Here is a 21,732-nt window from a genome sequence, read left to right on the forward strand (position 1 = left end):
TTTTATTAGGCTCCATGCAACGTCAGTTTCAGCATTGTAATAGGATTAACCAAAAAGAAATCGCCTTCGGTTTACCCGAAAACGATTTCCTTTTCTCAAGATATTTTAATTAACAAAATTAGACCAATTTACCTAATTTCTGGATGCGGTAAGCCGGATGAAAAACTGGCCCCAAGAATTGATTTAGGTCAAAGCCGTTTTGAATCGCAGCTGTGTCGAATTCTTTAGCTAAGTGAACCGCCTCGCCCACACTTAATCCATTAGCTAGACCACCAACCACGGCTGCCGCAAATGTGCATCCCGCACCAGCATTTCGATCAGTCGCCTGTTTTTTTGAACTTAACAATTCAAATTTTTCACCATCATAAAAAACGTCCACTGCTTCATCACTTTGTAAGCCTTTGCCGCCTTTTACCACAACCGCCTTAGCCCCTAATTCGTGAATTTTTTGCGCGGCCTGTTTCATTTCCGCCACATTATGCAATGTGCCCAGACCAGATAAAACGCCCGCTTCAAACAAATTAGGTGTGGTGACTTCAGCCAAGGGCATCAATAAGTCACGGATAGCATTGGCTGCGTCGGGATTCAACACGTCGGTTTCCCCTTTGCAAATCATTACCGGATCAATCACCACGTTCTTCAGGTTATGGTCCTTAATGGCATGATAGGCAATTTCAACGGTAGTTTGATCGCCCAACATCCCTGTCTTCATTGCTGACGGGTTCCCGCCACTAAAAACCGTGGCAAGTTGATCCTTTAGAATTTGTGGATCAACCTGGTTCACATGATGACTCCAATCTTTAGGGTCCATTGTGACGATACAGGTTAATGCCACCATCCCGTAAGTGCCAAACTCTTCAAAGGTCTTCAAATCTGCTTGCATGCCGCCTGCAGCACTTGTATCGCTACCGGCAATCGTTAATGTTTTTAAAGGTGTTGTCATTTCTCTTACTTCCTATCATTCAAAACGTTCTTTGTTCTTATGCCGCATTCCTTTTTTCTTGGAATGCTTTTTATGATTGATTTTCTTTTTGGGTTTGCCGCCAATGTATGCTGGTTTGCGGTCTTTTTTTTGTTGGACCGGTTTTAGCGCACGATTTGCTTCGCTTGTTGTTGCCGGTATACTTTGCGACGCCTCTTCGTTAGAAACTGGTTTGTCTGCCACTGGTTTTGTGTCTCGATCCAGTATTTCTTTTTGATCCGTCAACTCACCATGTGCCAAATATAAAGGTTTGAAGGTAACTGTTGGCACTAGTTTTCTAAGATCACGCAAATCGTGGTCATTTCCCATGTTGACAATGACGCCGGCACGACCCATCCGTCCGGTGCGGCCCGTACGATGGATATAAGCGGTCGCAGAGGCTGGTAAGTCGTAATTAATCACAGCAGGAAGATCTGCGATGTCTAGGCCACGAGCTGCCATTTCTGTCGTTAAGAGGAGCTTAGCCTCGCCCTTTCTAAACCGGCGCATGGCCGTTGCCCGTTCTGTTTGCACTTGATGACCCGCTAACTTGACACTGGAAACATGCTCATGCTTCAATTCCGCCGCCACATGTTCCAAAGTGGAAACATAATTAAAAAAGACGAGCGCTTGAAAATGTTTGAGTTTCGCTAATCGGCGCAAGTATGCGACTTTTTTATTCGCAGCGACCCGGACTAAGCCGTGCAAAACCTCGCCTTGGGTTGTATCTGTCGTGCGCACATCAAGTTCGTGAATTGTCACCCCAAAGATTTCTGCCAACTTAGCAGCTGAATTAGCTTGGGTCGCTGAGAAAAAGGCTAATTGGACATCCGTTGGACTGTGCATGACCAATTCACGCACCTCATCAAAAGTTTCCCCGGTAAGTAGCTCATCAGCTTCATCGACTACAACGGTTTGCACATCTTTCAATTTCAGCCGGTCTTCTTGAATTAGGGAAAGCATCCGCCCAGGCGTACCGACGACCACTTCTGGATGTTTCTTTAAGCGCTCAATCTGACGTTGCATATTGGCACCGCCCGTTAGCGACGTAGCTTTGAGATTGTTAACTGTGCCCCATTGTCGGAATACATCGGTCGTTTGGACCGCGAGTTCTTGTGAGGGTGCTAAAACTAAAACTTGTGTGCCACCACCAGGAACGGTCTTTTCCAAAAGCGGTACCACAAAAGCGAGAGTTTTTCCAGATCCCGTTGGGGCCAATCCCATTACCGACTCACCATCCTTCAAGGGCTGATAAACGGCTTGCTGAATGGCTGTCGGGGATTTAAAACCTTGTTGTTCAAAAAACTGTTCAAATTGCTTATCCATGTTTTATCCTATCTGTTTACTTATTGTCATCCGGAAAAACTATTTTGCCAGATTGACGTAAATTATACAACAATTTCGCGACGTTTTGGCTGAGATCCAACCATTTCCAATAATCTTGCTGATTTTGCTCGTTATCAGGTGCTTGAATGACACGCGCAAAATCGGCTGCTTCTGCGATCATTGGGTTTTCTGCCGGTTTTGAACCGATAAGCGTCTCGTTACCCTTTTCGTCACGATAGCTGACTGTTTCCAGATCAGCCGGATTACTCATGACAATCGTGTCCTTCAACCCATAAATTTCAGAAGGCAAGTACGAATTGCTGGTTTTGCCAATATTAAGCGTAATGTCAAATTCCGGGTAACGTAAAATGGCAACCCCTTTGCCATCCACACGGGTAGGCGCAAGCGTTGGGTAATACGCCACATCTTCCGGCATGCCAAACCACCCCACAGCATCATATGCCACATAAACACCTAGATCTTGCAGCGCACCACCCGCGAACTTCAAGCTAAAGACATTTGGCTCTTGTCCTGCCAAGACGGCATCATAACGGCTGGAATATTTCATGTACGTCAAAGTTGCGCCTTGAATACGACCTAACTTTTCAATTTGGTCGTGGACCGCTTTAAAATTAGGTTGATGAATTTGGCGTGCGGCTTCAAACAAAAGCGCCTTTGGATGTTTTTCTAAGGTTTGGCGCAGAATTTCCATCTGTTTCAGGTTGGCAACGATCGGTTTTTCGACAATGGCGACTTTATCATTTTCTAAAGCTAATTTTGCTTGCTCAAAATGTAAAGCATTCGGCGAAGCGATATACACCGCATCCAAAGCATCGTTTGCCATAAATTCTGATAGATCATCAGAGAAAATGGTTGCCCCCTTTGTCTCTCCAAACTGTTTGGCTTTTTCAACTGTCCGCGAATAAACGGCCGTTAAGCGATATTCGCCAGTGGCGTGTGCGGCTTCAATAAACTGCTGTGTAATCCAATTGGTGCCAATAATTCCTAATCTAATCATGGTCCACCCTCCAATTTTGTATACTTTCATTTCCATTTTATCAGTGTTGACAAAGTAAGTATATTTAAAAGGGTTTCATTATAAAAATCGTTAAAATTTAACTAAATTGACATGTCGTTACCTATTATAAATGCTATTCTTAAGGTATTGAAAAACGCGAAAGGATTTGATGACGGTGAAATTAAAAAACCTCGGATTGATAACAGCTTCTTTTTTGACAGGCATTCTAACTTCTAAAAAGCTCCATGAAAACGATAAGTCTGAGCCGGAAACGAATCCTTTATTTTTTGTGGGGACTTGGAATTATCGTACCAACGATTCGACACGAATTCACGCTGTCGAAATTCGACCAAACTTTGACTTACTGATTGATAACCGCCCAATTAAGGCTAAGGTCGAAAAATGGGATAAGCACAGCATTACTTTTTTAGATAATTACGGCTATCACGTCCGGATCACGGCAGACGAAAACCGCCCAATCTCAATTTATGATGAAACTGATAATGAAACTTATCCAATTTTGCTCAGTAATTATAAGATTACCAAATAAAGTTTATCTTAATATGTAAATAAAAATGGCCACCCCTAAAAGACGTGGTCATTTTATTTGGTTCTACGAGATCCGTTGTTGGTAATAGAATTTTAACTATTACTGATGACAGATTTCTATGTATTGTTTAGTAGTAAACAAAAAGTCCTAATCACCAAATGATAGAGCTTTAAAAAATTTCATCAACAACCGTTGACGAAGCACTGCTTTTCTAAACTCGTACTAAATTTTTTCACTTACCAGCATAAGCAAGATTTGTCGCACTCATTGAATCTTTATTTTCATTTTTATATAACCTGCCAATAAAACAAAAAACCGTAAAGAATTAAAGAAAGTGCAACGCCAATTAGCCAGATTGAGGCCTCATTAAATACCAGAAGCCGTGACTGTTTTAAAAAATTCCCCGTTTTCATAAAAACGTTTAGTCGTTGTGGCACATTGGGATTACCTGCCTGAACAGGCGGCAACTGATCCTTACTTTCCAAATTACCAAGCCCAATCATTAACCCAAATATGAGCAACAAAACACCGCCGATGATTAATGCGGATTGCAAAATATCATGTGAAACTGAATGATACAAATAAACATAACCAATCACCAAAATAATCGGTACAACAACTCTAATTACTTTTTTCATCGGAACGCCTTCTATCTTCCCAAATTATTTAAAATGACGAAAAATTTAAAAAATAAAATAACCACTCATGCAGACAATTCAAATAAGCACCACGTCACGGTATAAAACAACTGACCACCTAAAAGTTATCATGTGACCCTCTCCTCATTTGTGATCTGTACACCTGCAAGACGTTTTGCTATTTATTTGGTATTGATATAATTTCATGGATTTCCATCTAAAATTCGTAGTACCCGCATTTTGATTGGTTAACTTTGTGTTAAACCAATACTGATCTAAACATCGCCTAATATCTTCGGTGTTTCTTTGTATGTATCCAAGAGTTGTTGGTATAGCGTTAACTCAAAGTGATCTGAAATTTTAGCAAAGAAGCTAACCAATCGTCTGTACGCAACACCCTCAGGATTATTATTTATCTCAACTTTGTCTAATATTAGAACCTGACTATAAGCGATAAACTAAAATGCTATCACGTAATTTAATAAACATCATCTAGCTTCATCCGGATAGGTAAAAATGACTGCATTATGGTTGGTAACTTTTGCCTTTTGCATCAATTTTTCATACTGTCTGTTACCTAGTTTTGTTTTTAATTTTTGCATATCAGTACAGAAAAAATCGCTATTCTTTTAGAGCAAAGGGCCTTTAATAGTAAATTCACTTTTTATAGCTTGGATTTTTGGAATCCTAGAATCAGTACTTTGCTGATACCGATTTTACGTTATTCATGTTTGACTTTTTTTCTTCTATTTCGTAACGATTTGACAATGTACTCATATAATAAAAACATCGTAATCGTCCAAACGAGTAAACGAACCGGAAAAAAACCGCTTTTAATTAAATCTGATATCGTAAGAAAGTAAAAGCTAATATTGGACACAATAAAAGTGGTCAACGTTAATAAATAAAATTTAAGCCATAGGCAAATCAAAAAAATAAGTGAAGACCAAATAATAACTAACAAGGTAATTTGAATAAGCATCTCTTTATGGGATGTTCCCCACAGATTTGCTGACAGCATATAATCTAATCCAATCATTCCAATAAGACACAATAAAACAAGGGACATAATTGGAATAAAGAATTTACCGTTAATTAATTTTTGCAAGTATCACCTTCCGACTTTTTAAAAATACATACACTAATTACTAAAATCAGCTCATTCTCTGTTAAAATCAAAGACTACACAGATTACCATTCATACAAACGGTAAACAAAACGTGGTTCAAAGACATGTTTGGCAACATTTGTAGAAAGAAAGGGTCGGCTATTTTTAGATGGCTAAAATTCCAGACCGTAGTCGAAATTCTATGAATAATGTCATTGAAACATTCAGGGAACGATTTAGTCAGTGTTCGAATTGACCTTGTAATCTGCGCGCTAAAATTCTAGTTAATTTCTTTCCACACTTGCTTTTTTCCCGTGAATACGGAAGTCGTAAAGCTGGTCTTTTGTCCAGAAACCGTTAAGTCAGCATCATCACTATACTGCACAAATTCGGTGCGCTTACCAATTTTTCTTTTTGACAATTCACTGAGTCCATCAACAATCAACCATTGACGGCTGTCAGAAAGGTATGGGGTAATCATTGATTTCGAAATCGTTGGCGTGGTCCAAATAATACAAGGTGTAGCGTAGTAGTTGGCCAGTTCACGGGTTAACTCCTGCAGCTTTTTGCCCTGTTTTGCTTGATTCGGTGGATTATCTTCGTAGTCGCCATAATAGGTGACTTGAATGGCAATCGGTAAATTACCAACTTTATGACCCACTTTTCGAATGAAATACTGGGCTTGACGATGTGCTGATTTGCTAAAACTAAAAATTTGATACACGCCAACTTTTAAATCTGCCCCTTGAATCCGGTCATAGTTGGCAGTGAAATTGTCATCAAAATAGGTGGTACCGCTCGTTGTTTTTAGGTAAACAAACTTCATGCCTGCCTTTTGGACACCCTGAAAGTCAACAAACCCATCCTGCTGAGAAACGCTGATGCCACGAATGGGATATTGCTGTAATGCTTGGGATTGATGTTGCCGCCACAAATGCCAGCCTGCAAAAATGAGTCCCCCAACCAATAGGACACCAAAGACTGCCAACCATCGTCGCCAATGCCCGCGTTTTTTATGCTTATAGGTATTACTATAAATCGGTTTGATGTCTCGCCTACTCAAATCAATTCATCCCTTACCGCCGTTTTTTTCTATTGTACACCTTTTCCATTTTCGATGACTTTCGTTTTAATCAGCCCCCGGTTTCTGCTATAATGGAAAAATTGTGAACCAAACGAAAAGAGATGAAATAACCGTGAATACCGAAAAAGATGGTCTCAAAAAAGAAGTCGGGACCTTTACCGCGCTGGCAACCGTCATGGGCACTGTCATTGGCGGCGGTGTCTTCTTCAAGGTGGCAAGTGTCGTGCAAGCCACCCAATCAGCCGGATTAACATTACTTGCCTGGCTCATGGGCGGTTTGTTAACCATCTGTGCCGGATTAACCAGCGCAGAACTTGCTGCTGCCATCCCCCTCACTGGCGGGGCTGTGAAGTACTTAGAATACACATACGGCAAGTTACCCGCTTATCTTTTTGGCTGGACACAAAGCTTGATTTATTTTCCCGCCAACATCGCTGCACTCTCAATTGTCTTTGGGACGCAGTTGGCAGCACTCCTTCGTTTAAACACTCAAGCACAGTTGCCAATCGCGTTATTTACCGGCCTATCAATTACACTCATCAACTTTTTGGGAGCTAAAGCGGCCGGCCGTTTACAATCCTGGGCTCTAATTTTTAAACTTATCCCAATTGTCATTATCGTTGTTGTTGGTCTTCTCACCCCTGGGCAGGTCGGCTTACACCTGTTGCCCAGTTCCGCCAGTCATACGAATGGGTTCAGTGCTTTTGCCAGCGGCTTATTAGCCACCATGTTTGCCTATGATGGCTGGTTAGGCGTCGGTGCCATTGCAGGTGAAATGAAACATCCGGAAAAAGATTTACCCCGCGCGATTGGCTGGGGATTGGCACTCATTATGGTTATCTACACCCTCATCAACCTTGTCTTTTTAAAAACTTTACCCATCTCTCATCTGGCAGGTAATCTTAACGCTGCTTCTCAATCCGCCATTCAGCTCTTTGGCGTTCTCGGCGGCAAGTTAGTCACAATCGGCATTCTGATTTCCGTCTATGGGGCTATCAATGGCTATACCATGACTGGAATGCGTGTGCCCCTGGCGATGGCTGAGGAAAACTCACTTCCTTTCAGTCACTTTATCAAAAAGGTCAGTCGGCGCACCGCTTCGCCATTTGGCGCGGGGCTGCTCCAGTTTGCCATTGCAGTTTTAATGATGCTGCTTGGAAATTTTGACCGGCTGACCGATATGATTGTCTTTGTGATGTGGTTCTTTAGTCTGTTGCTTTTCATAGCGGTGTTTGTGCTTCGGAGACGTGAACCAGAGCTGCATCGTCCCTATCTTGTGCCTGGCTATCCAATAATTCCAATTTTCGCAATTCTCGGCGGTGTTTTTATTTTGATAACTACCGTCATAACCCAGTTTGAACTTGCTATGATTGGTACTGGAGTCACCCTATTAGGCATTCCCGTTTATTATTTGACAAACCTTTATTACACAAACAAGAAAAGAAATTAAAAAAGCCCGCAAGCTTGGAGCTTCGTCCAGCCTTGAGGGCTTTAATTTATCGGAAATTACATCATCTCAAACTGATTGCCAATTGGAAAGTTGTGGTCGATTACCGCTAATTCACTAGGCGAAAACGTCACTGCCATTGCGGCAATATTTTCCTTCATATGACGGGATGTGCCGGCTTTAGGAATACTGATGACCCCATCGCGCATCGTCCACGCCAATAGGAGTTGATGCGCTGAAATTTGTTTTTCCTGAGCGATTTTCATAACCGCTTGTGGCAAATGAATTGCCTGCCCGTTCCCGGAACCAAACGGGGAGTAACCAATCGTTGTTATTTTAGCCTGATCTTGAAAAGCTTTTTGACTGCGGTCTAGTGCGCGTTTTTCAAGGTTGTAATACAGTTCATTTGCCATCACTGCTTGCCCACCAGGAACAGCTCGAACTTCACGTAACTGCGCAACCGTAAAGTTCGAAACCCCGTACGCTTTGATCAAGCCTTCTTGTTTGAGATCGCGTAAAGTTGCAAAAGTTTCTGCCCACGGTGTCTCACCCGGCCAGTGATATAAATAAAGATCTAAGTAATCCACGCCTAACCGTTGCAAACTGCCAGTTAAAGCCGCGCGGATCGCCTGTGCCCCCGCATGCCACGGCGCAAATTTGGAAACTAAGTGCGCATACGGTTGAATCGCCTCTCCAACTAGGCGTTCTGACGCGCCTTTACCGTAAATCTCAGCCGTGTCAATAATCTGTAATCCAGCGTCTAAGCCCGTTTGCAGCGCAGCAATCTCTTGTTTAGACTGATCCGTCGATCCTTCACCAAGCCGCCAGGTCCCCATTCCGAGTAGTGGAAGGTCCCGGTCGGCAATTTTTGCTTTTCGCATTTCCGTCAACTTCTTTCCAAATCGTAGTTTCTCCAGAGCGATCCTCGTAATCTTACGCCCCAAAACGCATATCTGAAAACATTTTACCTTCTAAGCCGGAAAGGGATTGGGTAACTGATTTTGCTTTTTTTCAGCCACGGCTGCCGCTATCTCCTGGCGAACCAAATCTTCTGCATCAGAAGCAGAATAGAGGCTGAGTTTAAAATCAATTTCGGCAAGGTTACGCTGAATTTCCTGCTGTTTTTCTAAAACAGCCGTCCGATGCTCTTGCAATAAGGCCCGACGCTCATCAACAGTCTTCGGTCCCTGCATCACATACGCAATATAGCGCCGAATATCTTTGATCTTCATACCTGTATTTTTCAAACAACAAACCGTGTGCAACAGCTGCAAATCGCCCTCGGTAAATTCACGGTACCCGGCTTTGTTTCGCGCTACAAACGGAAGTAATCCTTGTTTATCATAAAAACGCAACGTATAGATTGAAAGATTAGAACGTTGCGCAGCTTCTTTAATTGAATATGTCAAAATTTTTCTCCTTTTTTACTTGCCCTAGAGCATTATCTAGGGTTTAGGATAGAAGATATACTAAAGAAAAGCAAGTCGAGGTAATTTTTATGCAAAAAGAAAAAGTTCTCGTTACTGGTGGAAATGGCTTTTTAGCCCTTCACATTATTAAACAACTTCTCACAGAAGGTTATTCTGTCCGTGCCACACTCCGATCACTGCAAAAAAAGGCAGGCGTTCTTGCCACTTTAAAAGCACAACGGGTTCCTAACTTAACCCAACTGGAATTTTTCGAGGCCGATTTAACTCAAGATGTTGACTGGCAAAGCGCCATGGCTGATGTCACCTACGTTTTAAGTGTTGCGGCGCCCGTTTTTGTCGCGGAGAACTCCCCAACCGAAGAATTGCTGCAAACTGCAACCGAGGGGACACTGAATATTTTAAAAGCTGCCATTGCAAGCAATCATGTCAAACGGATGGTGATGACCGCTAATTTGGGTGCCGTGGGCTTCAGCAATAAAGATCCGCATCACATCACAACTGAGGCAGACTGGACAAATCCCGATGAACCCGGACTGTCTTTGTATGAAAAGTCCAAGTTAGTGGCTGAAAAGAAAGCCTGGGCGTATCTCAAACAGCACCCTACTTCTCTTGAATTTACAACTGTCAATGCGGGTGCCATTTTGGGTCACGCTTTAGATGCCCACGCCTCGGGGAGTTTTGGCTTGGTGCGCAATCTTTTTAACGGCCAATTTCAAGCCGTTCCCAACATCCAAGTCAATATTATTAACGCTGTGGATGTTGCTGACATCCACGTCCGGGCAATGAAAACTCCCGCTGCCAAGAATCAGCGTTTTCTGGCCGTTTACGATCAACCAATCTCCATGCCAGAAATGGTGGCCTTAATCAAACAGCAGCGACCACAATTAGCGGCAAAGTTGCCTCAAAAAACATTGCCCAGCTGGTTAATCAAGCTCTTAGCTCCCTTTAATGCGCAGGCAAAGGAAGGCCGACTCTTGTTAGCTGTCAATCATCAAGTTAGCAATGCTAAGGCACGTAAAGTACTGGGTTGGCAACCCATCAGCACCACCGAAGGGGCCGTTTTGGGTGCTGTCGATACTCTGCTTCAAAATGGTGAACTGGATTAAAGCACGTCTCGAAAATTCAAAATTGAAAAACCGTTTTTAAAAAGAAAAGCAGATCTGCAAAAAAATCATCGGATTTTTCAGCAGATCTGCTTTTCAGGTTCCTGAGAAACTTAATCTTGTTCCAGCACCGTCACACTCTCAACATGCGGTGTTTGTGGAAACTGGTCCAAGGGAATAATCGGTTGTGAAACGTGATAACCTTTTGCCATAAATGTTTGCACATCACGAACTAATGTGGCCGGATTACAGCTAACATACACCACGCGTTTAGGTTGCATTTCTGTGGCTGCCGCAATAAATTCTGGCGCTAACCCTTTACGTGGTGGATCCACCACGATAACATCTGGTTTCAAACCATCTGCCTGCCACTTGGCCATCTGGTCTTCTGCCTTTCCGGTTACAAACTTCACGTTTTTGATTTTATTTAACTGTGCGTTAATCTTGGCATCTTGAATGGCCTTATCCACGATTTCGACACCATAGACTTTTTTGGCATGTTTAGCCATTGCTAGTGAAATCGTCCCAATCCCGCAATAGGCGTCAATCACTGTTTCTTTACCAGTTAAAACGGCCTTCTTGATGGCCAAATCGTATAACTTATTTGTTTGCTCAGGATTTACCTGATAGAAGGAATCAGCGGAAATCGCAAACGTCAATCCCAACAGTTGATCGTGAATGACATTACTTCCCCACAAAATCTTCTCTTCTTTGCCTAACAAAACATTGGTTTGAGCAGCATTGACATTTTGGATAATACTTTTAACTTCTGGCAACTGTTTGCGAATGGCTTCGACCACTTCAAACGCCATAGGAATTTTCTTGGCCCGCGTAATCAACACGACCATCATCTCGTGGGAATAATGTCCACGCCGTACCATAATCGTGCGTACCACACCTGTATGATTGGTTTCGTTGTAAGGCTCTACGTGAAATTGCCGTAAAATATCGCGAATTACCACAATGGCTTTGTCAATTTCTGGATCCTGAATATAAAAATCCTCAATTGGGACGAGGTCATGACTGTTGCGCCGATAGAAACCAGTTGTCAACTGACCATTAACTTCACGCACCGGGATTTGCGCCTTATTCCGATATCCGTAAGGTTTCTCCATCCCAATAGTCGGGCTGACCTCGATTTGGTCCAAATGTGCTTTATAGAATAGTTCTTGAATTTGGTGCTGCTTAAATTCCAGTTGTGCGGGATAGGCCAAATGCTGCAATGGTGCAATACCAGTTTGTGTATACTGCTTGTTTTTCAATTCAACCCGGTCAGGGCTCTTGGACTTCCAACTCTCCACACGGCCAAATGCGTATGTCTTTGCAACTTTAGTTACTTTCATCACAATTTCTTCGCCCGGTAAACTATTGGCAATAAAAATGGGAAAGTTCTCAATTTTAGCGACGCCCATTCCTTGATAAGTCAGATCCATTACGGTGACATCATACGTTTCATTTTTTGTTACTGGTGCTTTAAATTTCATTATTTTCCTCATTTTTTCTTTTGGATAAGTATCACAAAACCGTCCCATTGAAAACAGGACCCGCTTGTGCACCAAACTGCTTGTTTAGGGTCTACACTTTCTGGTATTGGTGAATAACTGATACCAGTTTTTATTTTGAAAAAAAAAAGGACATTTGCCCTCTTTGTGTTACGATTTAATCGCCTAATAAAATCGAAAAGAGGAAAAACAAATGTCCCTAACTAATTCTATCCTAAGCCTATTCGAAATAACAGACCCTAATTTAACTGTAACTGAGATTACTAAGGAACATTATCCCAATGGGCAACACGTTCATGTCGTTCACGCTATCCTTTCCTATCAACTTTTAAAATGTCCTCATTGTGGCCATAAATCTCTAATCAAAAATGGAACTCACATTGGCCATCTAAGATTGGGAACCTTATCAGGTGGACGTTATGAGATGCAGCTAAAACGACAAAGATATCAATGTAAACGGTGTTTAAAAACCTGTGGTGCTCAAACTAACCTCGTTAAACGTAATGAAACTTTTACGCATAATGTGAAACATCAAGTAATTGTTCTGGCTCGGGATATGCTGACCAGTAAAGAAATCGCTAAGATTTGTGGGATTTCACCAAGTAGTGTTCAACGCATTTTAAATGCGAATATTCACTTAGCTTATCGTGTTAAAACACTCCCCCAAAATCTTTGTTTTGATGAATTCCGTTCCTGTAATCATCTAATGTCCTTTAACTGTTGCGATGCCGTTAGTCATCGCCGCATTGTGATTCTTAAGGATCGCCTTAGTAAGGATATCATTGATTACTTTGAAGCTCGCTATTCAGTTCAAGAACGTATGAAAGTTCAAACAATCACCGTTGATATGAATGCTGAGTATGCTGGCTTTATTCATCGGTTATTTCCTAAGGCAATAACCATCATTGACCGTTTCCACATTATTCAACTTGCCGGTCGGGCACTGGATAACGAACGTACACGTGTGATCCATACTTTTCAAGATAAGCATTCCCGAGTTTATCGCATTCTAAAATCTCAATGGCGTTTGTTCCATTTGGCAGAAGAAAAGGTCAATGATACTAAACTTATCTATTTACACGGTATCAACGAATACATGACCCAACAGAACGCCATTGACCTAGCCTTAGATGAATTTCCAGAATTTAAAACTGTGTATCAAACCTATCAAGGAATTCTAACAGCCATTCAACAAAAAGATGCGGTTGGATTTAAAACCTTGATTGCCAACTACAAGGCGGCTGGCAACCAAATGGATATTACTATCTCAACTTTAATAAAGAATGGTCCTGCTGTTCTCAATAGTTGTCGTTATCCGTATTCCAACGGTCCTATTGAAGGACTAAATCGTAAAATTAAGGTGTTAAAGCGTAGCTGTTTTGGTTTTCAAAATATTCATAACTTTTTCATTCGTATCAGTTTAATTTATGCGTAAACAAAAAAAGCACATTCACCGAAGTGAACATGCTTTTCAAAAATCTCCACCAATACAATTTGACAGAGACCCCTTGTTTACAGCTCGAACGTGCATCAGTCCCACCCTCAAGGACGGCTTTTAAACAATCTATTTGTCTTGATTAAGTTCCTCTTCATCATCATCCGGTAATTTACCAACCTGTTTGACGAAGTTTTCTTCCGCCTTCGCCACCTTCGGCTCAGGAAGATTATAAGCGGCATCCGGGATTTGATCCAAATTAGCAAACATTTCAATATGTTTATGCAAATTCTTGAAGGCCATCGGAGCATCCCCGCCGTATTCGCCATCAATATTTACCATAACTCGATCGTTAACCGGGGTGACTTTAACGCGCTTGGGCTTACTATAAATAATCCGGGGATCATTAATATGATTGCCATTCAGCGCTTTAACCATCAAATGCAGTATCGAAACCAGATTAGAGGCCTTCACGATGATTAAAGTAAAACGCCCATCATCAAGCGAGGCATCAGGGACAATTTGCTCAAACCCGCCAATGGAGTTCGTTAACACTAAGAAGAACATGGAGGCTTTCCCATGAAAATGCTCGCCGTCATACTCGATGTCCATATCAACCGGTTTGATTTGTGGGAGCAACTCAGCTCCTTTAACCAGATAAGCTAAATAGCCAAAGATACTCTTCATATTTGACGGAACATCATACGTCAACTCAGTTAATAAGCCACCGGCGGCAATATTGATAAAGTAATTTTCACCAGCCTTACCGATATCCATCTTAATCCGCTGGTTTTTCAAAACGACTTTGGCTGCCGCCACCGGATCTTCCCGTGGAATCTTCAGGGCGCGCGCGTAGTCATTGGTCGTCCCCGCTGGAATAATGGCCATCATGGGCCGAAAATGCAGGTCAGCGATTCCGTTGACCACTTCATTGATCGTCCCGTCCCCACCGGCAGCCACGACTAAATCAAATCCTGCTTTGGCCGCCCGCCGCGCTTCATCTCGCGCAGAATTGGGGGCTGGCGTGGTTGCATAGGCACTGGTCTCAAAACCAGCCTCTTCAAAGACATTCAGAATATCAATCATATTTTGTTTTAAAACTTCACGTCCTGAAGTGGGGTTATAAATAACACGCGCTCTTTTTTGCATCTTGATTCCTCCGCGAAAATCTGTTTAACGATTGTTAAGTTCTTTCATCAAAAGCTCGTTAACAACTTTTGGATTAGCTTGGCCACGAGTTTGTTTCATGACTTGACCGACTAAGAAACCGACAGCGCGATCTTTTCCGTTCTTAAAGTCATCCACGGACTGCTGATTATTGTCGACGATGTCTTTAATGATCGGTTGCAACTGAGCAGGATCGGACAATTGCACTAAACCTTTGCTCTTCACCCAAGCTACCGGTTCTTCACCTTTAGTAATGGCTTTGAAAACTTTTTTAGCAATCTTGGTTGAAATTGTACCATCACTAATCATCTTGATCATGGCTGCTACATGTTTTGGTGTTAGCTGTGTATCTTGCAGATCCACCTGTTGATCATTTAGATAAGCATTCACATCACCCATCAAGTAATTAGCCGCCATTTTAGGATCCGCACCTTCTGATACGGTTGCGTCAAAGAAATCTGACATTTCCTTAGTCTGGGTAAGGACCATAGCATCATAATCTTTCAAACCAAGTTCACTCACATAACGAGCACGTCGTTTTCCTGGCATTTCCGGCATATGGTCTTGGATGTCTTGAATCCAATCATCACTGATCGACAGTGCTGGCAAATCTGGTTCTGGGAAGTAACGATAATCATCGGATCCTTCCTTGACCCGCATCAGAATTGTTTGACCAGTCGTTTCATCAAAACGGCGTGTTTCTTGTTGAATTTGACCACCAGACATCAAAACTTGTTGCTGCCGCTTTTCTTCGTAAGCCAACCCCTTACGAACGTAATTAAACGAGTTTAAGTTTTTTAATTCCGTTTTCGTCCCATACTTATCTGAACCATATGGCCGGATAGAGATGTTGACGTCTACCCGCATGGAGCCTTCTTCCATCTTCACATCAGAAACACCTGTGAATTGAATCCGTTGCCGCAAAGCTTCCAGATAGGCATAGGCTTCGTCTGGCGAAGCAATATCTGGTTTCGAAACAATTTCAATCAATGGCGTCCCCTGTCGGTTTAAATCGACAAATGAGTAACCATTAGGATTATGGGTATTTTTCCCCGCATCCTCTTCAATATGCATTTCGGCAATTCCGATCTTCTTTTTTTTGCCTTCTACTTCGATTTCAATCCAGCCATCATGTGCAATCGGTTTGTCCGCTTGTGTGATTTGGTAAGCTTTCGGATTATCTGGGTAGAAATAATTTTTTCGATCGAAATGATTATGTTTCTCAATTTCCGCATGGAGGGCCAAAGCAGCCTTAATGCCAGATTCAACCACGCCTTTATTCGTCGTTGGTAAAACGCCGGGATAGCCCCAGTCAATAACATTCGTGTTGGCATTCGGATCGTCACCAAATTCTACTGGAGACGGGCTAAAAATTTTCGAATTTGTTTTTAATTCCACGTGGACTTCAAGCCCAATAGTCGTTTGAAAATTCATTATTTGTCTCCTCCAATCTCAGGGGTCTCTTTATGAAACTCAGTAGCTTGTTCAAACGCATAACCCGCTTTGTAAAGCGTCTGTTCGTCAAACGGTTTGGCAATAATCTGTAAGCCAACTGGCAAGCCATTACTAAAACCAGCTGGTAACGACATTCCCGGTAAGCCGGCCATGTTAACAGGCACGGTTAAAACGTCGTTCATGTACATTTTTTTAGGATCTGAGGACTCTTCGCCAATCCCAAAGGCTGGTGTTGGCGCAGTAGGTCCAATAATAAAGTCATGATCTTCGAAGACCTGCTTAAAATCATTAATCATTAAGGTCCGAACCTCAGCTGCCTTGCGGAAGTAGGCATCGTAATAACCCGCTGATAGCGAATAGGTTCCTAACATGATGCGGCGTTTGACTTCATCGCCGAATCCTTCTGAACGGGAGCGAACATAGACATCTTCCAAATTCTTAACGTCCTTGGCCCGGAAGCCGTAACGAATCCCATCAAAACGTTGTAAGTTTGAAGAAGCTTCTGAAGAACTGATAATGTAATATGCAGCAATCCCGTATTTACTATGAGGCAACGAAACTTCATCAACGGTTGCCCCCAATTCTTTAAAGGTATTGGCAGCATCCAAAACGGCTTTTTTCACGTTTTCGTCGACGCCTTCACCCAAATATTCTTTAGGTAAAGCCACCCGCATGCCCTTCACGGAACCATCAAGCCCCGCTGTGAAATCTGGCACCGGTTTATCAGAACTCGTCATATCATGTTCATCATGGCCAGCAAGCAAATTCAAAAGCGCCGCATTATCCTTTACGGACCGTGTGAAAGGACCCACCTGATCTAAACTAGATCCAAATGCAATAATCCCCCAGCGAGAAACACGGCCATATGTAGGTTTGACACCCACGACACCTGTAAACGAAGCTGGTTGGCGAATAGAACCACCGGTATCCGTTCCTAAGGCTGCTAAGACATCCCCAGCAGAAACCGTTGCTGCTGAACCACCCGAAGAACCACCAGGAACCTTAGTGAGATTCCATGGATTATGCGTGGTTTTAAAGTACGAAGTTTCCGTTGAACCGCCCATCGCAAACTCATCCAAATTGGTTTTTCCGATGATAACGACATCGTGAGCGCGTAATTTTTCAATAACGGTGGCATCATAAATTGGATTGAAATTTTCTAAAATCTTTGAAGCCGCAGTCGTTTTTAATCCCTTTGTCACGATATTATCTTTAACGGCAATCGGGACACCAGCCCATAGATTATCTGGGTCAATTCCTTTTTCATCAATGGCTTTAGCTGCTGCTAAGGCACCTTTTTCGTCGATCGTAATATAGGCATTAATGGCCTCATTATCAGCCTTGATTTGCGCTAGCGTTTCTTTGGTCAGTTGTTCGGCTGTGATTTCTTTGCTGACGAGCTTTTCGTGTAAGGTTGTTAAATCTGTATCAAAATAGTTCATCTAGTTGGTACCTTCACTTTCATCAATAATTGCTGGAACCCGGATATAACCGTCTTGGGTATCCGGTGCATTTTTTAACAAAGCGTCTTTTTGATGACTGTTAATGGCAACATCTTCGCGCATTGTGTTAAATTGGTCAGTCACACTAAAAGTTGGTGTCACGTCCGTTGTATCAACTTCACTCAAGGTGTTAAACAGTTCCATGATATCACCCAGTTGAGTTGTAAACTTACCAAGATCGGCATCGTCAAATTGTAATTTTGCCAAACTTGCAACGTGTTCAACTTGAGTTTTATCAATTTTTTCTTCGTTTGCCATTTTTCATCCTTCTTTCAAATCTATCAAATCATTTTACCATACCTTGACGTGTCTTCCGTGCCAAAACCTTAGTAACTGCCAAAGACGTGCGTTGAAAAGCTCTTGGCGGAACTAGAACGGCTCAAAAAGCTTTGGACACCGTCTGCAGTGGAACTAACCGTAATATCGATTTTAACGTTGCTTGGCAAGTACTTTTCGGCCTGGTCTGCTAAGAATTGGGTAAAACTTCGGATCTCTGTTTCACTGTAGAACTGCGTTGTAATGGAAACATTCATCCCTTGTAGCGACCCATCCTTGTACTGAGCCTGCGCAGTAACCCCACTTAAGTTCGGGAAGAAACTTTCAACTTCTGACTTAAAGTTAGAGAAGGCATCCGCATCATTGCTGTTTGGTGCTGATTCTCCGGTTTTCAGTGGAAAGACAACATTTTGAATGTCCAGTGCCTTCCACTTACTGATACTATTCCCATTATTTACGGAATAGCTAATGAACTTGCCACCGATCAAACTATCATTAGAAGCCTGTTTATAAATGGCAATCACAATAGGAACATTTTTTAAAGCAGCTTTCTTGCGCAAACGCGTCAAAACCTCTTTAGCCATTGCCTTCCCTTGCTTTTCCAAAGTCGCATCGCTAATGTTGGTCTGATACTGCGCGCCATACGTGGTTTTACGATAATAATCTACCGAGTTCATCGCAAGGCCGATGGTCACACCGCTAATTTTAAGCTTACTCCCACTCTTTTGAACGTAATCCTGTTCTTCAACTGATTGTAAGTAGATAGGGTTCCGTTTATCCGGATCCGTCGACCCATTGCTTGCTGGGTTAAGCCCCTCCGGATTAGATTTGGATTTCCGGCCGAGCCAATTTTCAACCGTACTGCTAGATAAATATTGTCCTTCTTGGAAAACATACTTGGTCGTTGAAAATTGTTTTTTAGAAATATCCTGCAAACCCGTTTCAAAGCTCTTTAAGTTCATTAAATTAGAATTTTGATTAGCCGTCACGCCGCGTGCCTTACTGGTCAAATATTTGCCGTTCTTAATCACACCCGCATACTGACTACTATTCGTTTGTCCTGTCACTTGATAGCTGCCACTTTTAGAGCTTGTTGCAGTGGCACTACTTGAGTTAGAGCTGGAATTGCTGGTACTCTTTGAGCAGGCAGCTAAAAGTGTCATGCTTAACACAACCGCAATGCCAACCAAACTTTTCTTTAGTTTCACCGTGTATTTCCTCCCGTTTTGTCATCATTCACTCTTGAATTATGAGGATTAAAACAAAAAACTGTCAAGGGCTTTTCCGTGTAAATCGTATTTATTACCTGAAAATTAAGATTTACGCTTACGATACCTTACTAATTGGTGCAAAGGCAGCTAAGAGACGTTTCACACCCTGATCAGGAAAGGCAATATCCAACTCTGCGTCTTCACCCTGACCAGTTACCTTTACCACTGTTCCCACGCCCCAAGCTTTATGCTGGACTTTGTCGCCAGCCGACCAGCTCATTTTATCAGCCCCGGTCCCTGTAAACTTCTGAGGTTTAGCCGGCGCACGATGATAGGTCGTTGCTGTGGCCCGTTCCATTTTTTTATCAAACGGATAGGCACGTTGCTGACTGCCGTAGCTGCTTGGGGTATTCCCAGCATTAGGATTCGCAGATTCCAAAACGTCCGGATCAATTTCTTCAATAAATCGTGACGCGGGGTTGTTTTGCAAACGACCATAAAGCATTCGGGAATAGGCATTGGTTAAATAAAGCTTTTTTTGTGCTCGTGTGATTCCCACATAAGCTAACCGACGCTCTTCTTCCAACTGGTCTTCATCCATTGCTGCTCTCGATAACGGAAAGATTCCCTCTTCCATCCCGATCAAAAAGACAACCGGAAATTCAAGTCCCTTAGCCGCATGCAAAGTCATTAAAGTAACTGCAGATGGTTCTTCTGCCACACTATCTTGGTCCGACACCAAGGCTAAATCAGCTAAGAAGTCGGCCAATCTGGTTTCTGCCGTAGTTTCTTCATCATCTTGATGACTGTCATCAAACTGTTTAGTAACCGTCAGAAACTCTTCAATATTCTCCAAGCGGGTCTGAGCTTCAAGAGACCGTGACTTTTCGAGGTCCGCTTTATAACCCGTCTTATCCAGGACTTGTTCCGTTAATTCTGTAATGGTCACATATTCTGCCATCCGTTTTAGATCCGTCATAATGGCTGCAAAATGGTCAATGGCGTTACGCGCGCGGCTAGCAATATCATTAGCCACCGCAACGTTTTGTGCCGCTTCAAACAGGGACCACTGATTATAGTTGGCAAAATCAGCCAATTTCTCTAATGAACTGGCACCGATGCCCCGTTTTGGTTCGTTGATAATGCGTTCAAAACTCATGGAGTCGTCTGGGTTAGCCAGTAGGGTTAGATACGCCAACACGTCACGAATTTCTTTACGGTCGTAGAACTTGTGTCCGCCCACCATCGTATAAGGAATATTAGATTTCAAAAAAGTATCTTCAACGGCACGTGACTGGGCATTCGTGCGATACAAAACCGCAAAATCGCCATACTGATAATGCTTTTCTTCGATTTGCGCTTTAATTTGCTGAACAATAAAATGGACTTCATCATTTTCACTCTGCCCACGATAATACGTAATCGGGTCACCATCATTATTTTCGGTCCACAACTTTTTTGGTCGTCGGGTGGTATTGTGTTTAATCACCGAGTTAGCAGCTTCCAAGATTTTTTTGGTCGAACGGTAATTTTGTTCCAGCAAAATGACTTGGGCATGCTTATAATCCTGTTCAAAATTCAGAATATTTTGCATATCCGCACCCCGCCAGCCATAGATACTCTGGTCCGCATCACCCACAACGCAAATATTTTTAAAGCGCGCCGCCAGCATGTTGACTAAGGTATATTGGGCCTGATTGGTATCCTGATACTCATCGACATGGATATAGTGAAATTTATTTTGATAAAAACTAAGCGTTTCTGGTTGTTTGCGGAGCAAAAAAATGGTCTGCATAATCAGGTCATCAAAGTCCAAAGCTTGATTGACCTTCAAGCGACGTTGATACTCCTCATAAGTCGCTGCCACAACTGCCTCAAATGGCGTCTTGGCATTGGCTTTGTAATCTTCCGGTGTCAGCAAATCATTTTTGGCATTCGAAATGGCCGCCAATAAGGATTTGGGATCAAACTTTTTCGGATCGTAATTAAGTTCTGCCACAATGTGTTTCATTAACGTTCGCTGTTCACTAGTATCAGCGATGGAGAACGCCCGGTTATACCCGATTTGATCAATATTGGCCCGTAAAATTCGGACACAGAGGGCATGGAAAGTGGACACCCAAATATCGGATCCGGCACTGCCTAGTAATTTAATTACCCGTTCACGCATCTCTTTGGCAGCTTTGTTGGTAAACGTAATCGCTAAGATATTCCATGGATTAACCGCTTTTTCTTCAATTAAGTATGCGACTCGGTGGGTTAAAACTCGTGTTTTCCCACTCCCGGCACCTGCCATAATCAACAACGGACCTTCAGTTGCCTGAACTGCCTCTGCTTGTTTGTCATTTAGACCTTCTAGTAACTTATTTTCGGTCAAAAGTTTCAATCCCCTCTATATTTAAAAACCATGCCACTTCAAAAATTTAATCACATTTAATTATAACAAAAAGTCGCATTGACTTAACCTCCAAAACAAAAATTAAGTCCGATTTGTTAAAAGTTTTAACCGAGAAATCAAG

The 21,732-nt window shown here is 42.4% G+C and carries 18 protein-coding genes; 4 read left to right on the forward strand and 14 right to left on the reverse strand.

What is annotated here, in order from left to right; all coding sequences use genetic code 11:
• Positions 1-118: 118 nt before the first annotated feature.
• The 3 genes from thiD to ACLJJ6_RS06485 are packed head-to-tail and all read right to left on the reverse strand — an operon-like array spanning position 119 to position 3,305.
• Positions 119-943 carry a bifunctional hydroxymethylpyrimidine kinase/phosphomethylpyrimidine kinase gene (gene thiD, locus ACLJJ6_RS06475; protein WP_412988396.1) on the reverse strand — a complete coding sequence of 275 codons (825 nt, stop codon included), beginning with the start codon at positions 941-943 and terminating at the stop codon, positions 119-121.
• A gap of 15 nt (positions 944-958) precedes the next feature.
• On the reverse strand, positions 959-2,287 hold the full coding sequence (locus ACLJJ6_RS06480) for a DEAD/DEAH box helicase (protein ID WP_412988397.1): 1,329 nt from the start codon (positions 2,285-2,287) through the stop codon (positions 959-961).
• Between the two features lie 16 nt (positions 2,288-2,303).
• Positions 2,304-3,305, reverse strand: a complete 1,002-nt coding sequence (locus tag ACLJJ6_RS06485) for a Gfo/Idh/MocA family protein (protein WP_412988398.1) — start codon at positions 3,303-3,305, stop codon at positions 2,304-2,306.
• 169 nt (positions 3,306-3,474) lie between these two features.
• Here ACLJJ6_RS06485 and ACLJJ6_RS06490 point away from each other — a divergent pair, with 169 nt between their 5' ends.
• Entirely contained in the window at positions 3,475-3,855 is a 381-nt protein-coding gene (locus ACLJJ6_RS06490; RefSeq protein ID WP_412988399.1) for a DUF4828 domain-containing protein, read from the forward strand.
• 287 nt (positions 3,856-4,142) lie between these two features.
• Here the strand turns inward: ACLJJ6_RS06490 and ACLJJ6_RS06495 are convergent, their stop codons facing one another.
• Both ACLJJ6_RS06495 and ACLJJ6_RS06500 read right to left on the reverse strand, forming a co-directional pair.
• The gene (locus ACLJJ6_RS06495) at positions 4,143-4,493 is read right to left on the reverse strand and encodes a hypothetical protein (protein WP_412988400.1); all 351 of its coding nucleotides are present in this window, start codon (positions 4,491-4,493) and stop codon (positions 4,143-4,145) included.
• 1,388 nt (positions 4,494-5,881) lie between these two features.
• A complete protein-coding gene (locus tag ACLJJ6_RS06500; protein WP_412988402.1) occupies positions 5,882-6,664 on the reverse strand; it encodes a GH25 family lysozyme in 783 nt (260 codons plus the stop codon).
• A gap of 133 nt (positions 6,665-6,797) precedes the next feature.
• Between ACLJJ6_RS06500 and ACLJJ6_RS06505 the strand changes: the two genes are divergently transcribed.
• On the forward strand, positions 6,798-8,135 hold the full coding sequence (locus ACLJJ6_RS06505; RefSeq protein WP_412988404.1) for an APC family permease: 1,338 nt from the start codon (positions 6,798-6,800) through the stop codon (positions 8,133-8,135).
• 56 nt (positions 8,136-8,191) lie between these two features.
• Here the strand turns inward: ACLJJ6_RS06505 and ACLJJ6_RS06510 are convergent, their stop codons facing one another.
• Together ACLJJ6_RS06510 and ACLJJ6_RS06515 are read right to left on the reverse strand one after the other, a co-directional pair.
• On the reverse strand, positions 8,192-9,013 hold the full coding sequence (locus ACLJJ6_RS06510; protein WP_412988406.1) for an aldo/keto reductase: 822 nt from the start codon (positions 9,011-9,013) through the stop codon (positions 8,192-8,194).
• Positions 9,014-9,103: 90 nt separating this feature from the next.
• Positions 9,104-9,541, reverse strand: coding sequence for a MerR family transcriptional regulator (locus ACLJJ6_RS06515; RefSeq protein ID WP_412988407.1), 438 nt, complete (start codon positions 9,539-9,541; stop codon positions 9,104-9,106).
• Between the two features lie 89 nt (positions 9,542-9,630).
• Between ACLJJ6_RS06515 and ACLJJ6_RS06520 the strand changes: the two genes are divergently transcribed.
• Positions 9,631-10,668 carry an NAD-dependent epimerase/dehydratase family protein gene (locus ACLJJ6_RS06520; RefSeq protein ID WP_412988409.1) on the forward strand — a complete coding sequence of 346 codons (1,038 nt, stop codon included), beginning with the start codon at positions 9,631-9,633 and terminating at the stop codon, positions 10,666-10,668.
• A gap of 110 nt (positions 10,669-10,778) precedes the next feature.
• Here ACLJJ6_RS06520 and rlmD read toward each other — a convergent pair whose 3' ends face one another.
• Positions 10,779-12,149 (reverse strand): 23S rRNA (uracil(1939)-C(5))-methyltransferase RlmD, encoded by a 1,371-nt coding sequence (gene rlmD / locus ACLJJ6_RS06525; protein ID WP_412988411.1) that lies wholly within the window; start codon positions 12,147-12,149, stop codon positions 10,779-10,781.
• Between the two features lie 211 nt (positions 12,150-12,360).
• Between rlmD and ACLJJ6_RS06530 the strand changes: the two genes are divergently transcribed.
• A complete protein-coding gene (locus ACLJJ6_RS06530; protein ID WP_412988180.1) occupies positions 12,361-13,602 on the forward strand; it encodes an ISL3 family transposase in 1,242 nt (413 codons plus the stop codon).
• Between the two features lie 129 nt (positions 13,603-13,731).
• Here the strand turns inward: ACLJJ6_RS06530 and ACLJJ6_RS06535 are convergent, their stop codons facing one another.
• From ACLJJ6_RS06535 to pcrA, 6 genes are all read right to left on the reverse strand, one after another.
• Positions 13,732-14,751: a diacylglycerol kinase gene (locus tag ACLJJ6_RS06535; protein WP_412988413.1), complete on the reverse strand. Its 1,020-nt coding sequence runs from the start codon at positions 14,749-14,751 to the stop codon at positions 13,732-13,734.
• A gap of 24 nt (positions 14,752-14,775) precedes the next feature.
• Positions 14,776-16,203: an Asp-tRNA(Asn)/Glu-tRNA(Gln) amidotransferase subunit GatB gene (gatB, locus tag ACLJJ6_RS06540; protein ID WP_412988415.1), complete on the reverse strand. Its 1,428-nt coding sequence runs from the start codon at positions 16,201-16,203 to the stop codon at positions 14,776-14,778.
• Positions 16,203-17,666, reverse strand: coding sequence for an Asp-tRNA(Asn)/Glu-tRNA(Gln) amidotransferase subunit GatA (gene gatA / locus ACLJJ6_RS06545; RefSeq protein WP_412988417.1), 1,464 nt, complete (start codon positions 17,664-17,666; stop codon positions 16,203-16,205). The genes gatB and gatA overlap by 1 nt, the downstream gene beginning before the upstream one ends.
• Complete coding sequence (gene gatC / locus ACLJJ6_RS06550; RefSeq protein ID WP_412988419.1) at positions 17,667-17,984, reverse strand: Asp-tRNA(Asn)/Glu-tRNA(Gln) amidotransferase subunit GatC; 318 nt, start codon at positions 17,982-17,984, stop codon at positions 17,667-17,669.
• Between the two features lie 68 nt (positions 17,985-18,052).
• Positions 18,053-19,165 (reverse strand): CamS family sex pheromone protein, encoded by a 1,113-nt coding sequence (locus tag ACLJJ6_RS06555; protein WP_412990447.1) that lies wholly within the window; start codon positions 19,163-19,165, stop codon positions 18,053-18,055.
• Between the two features lie 163 nt (positions 19,166-19,328).
• Positions 19,329-21,590 carry a DNA helicase PcrA gene (gene pcrA / locus ACLJJ6_RS06560; protein ID WP_412988421.1) on the reverse strand — a complete coding sequence of 754 codons (2,262 nt, stop codon included), beginning with the start codon at positions 21,588-21,590 and terminating at the stop codon, positions 19,329-19,331.
• Positions 21,591-21,732: the final 142 nt, after the last annotated feature.

Source organism: Pediococcus siamensis (assembly GCF_047220215.1).
GTDB classification, from domain to species: domain Bacteria; phylum Bacillota; class Bacilli; order Lactobacillales; family Lactobacillaceae; genus Pediococcus; species Pediococcus siamensis.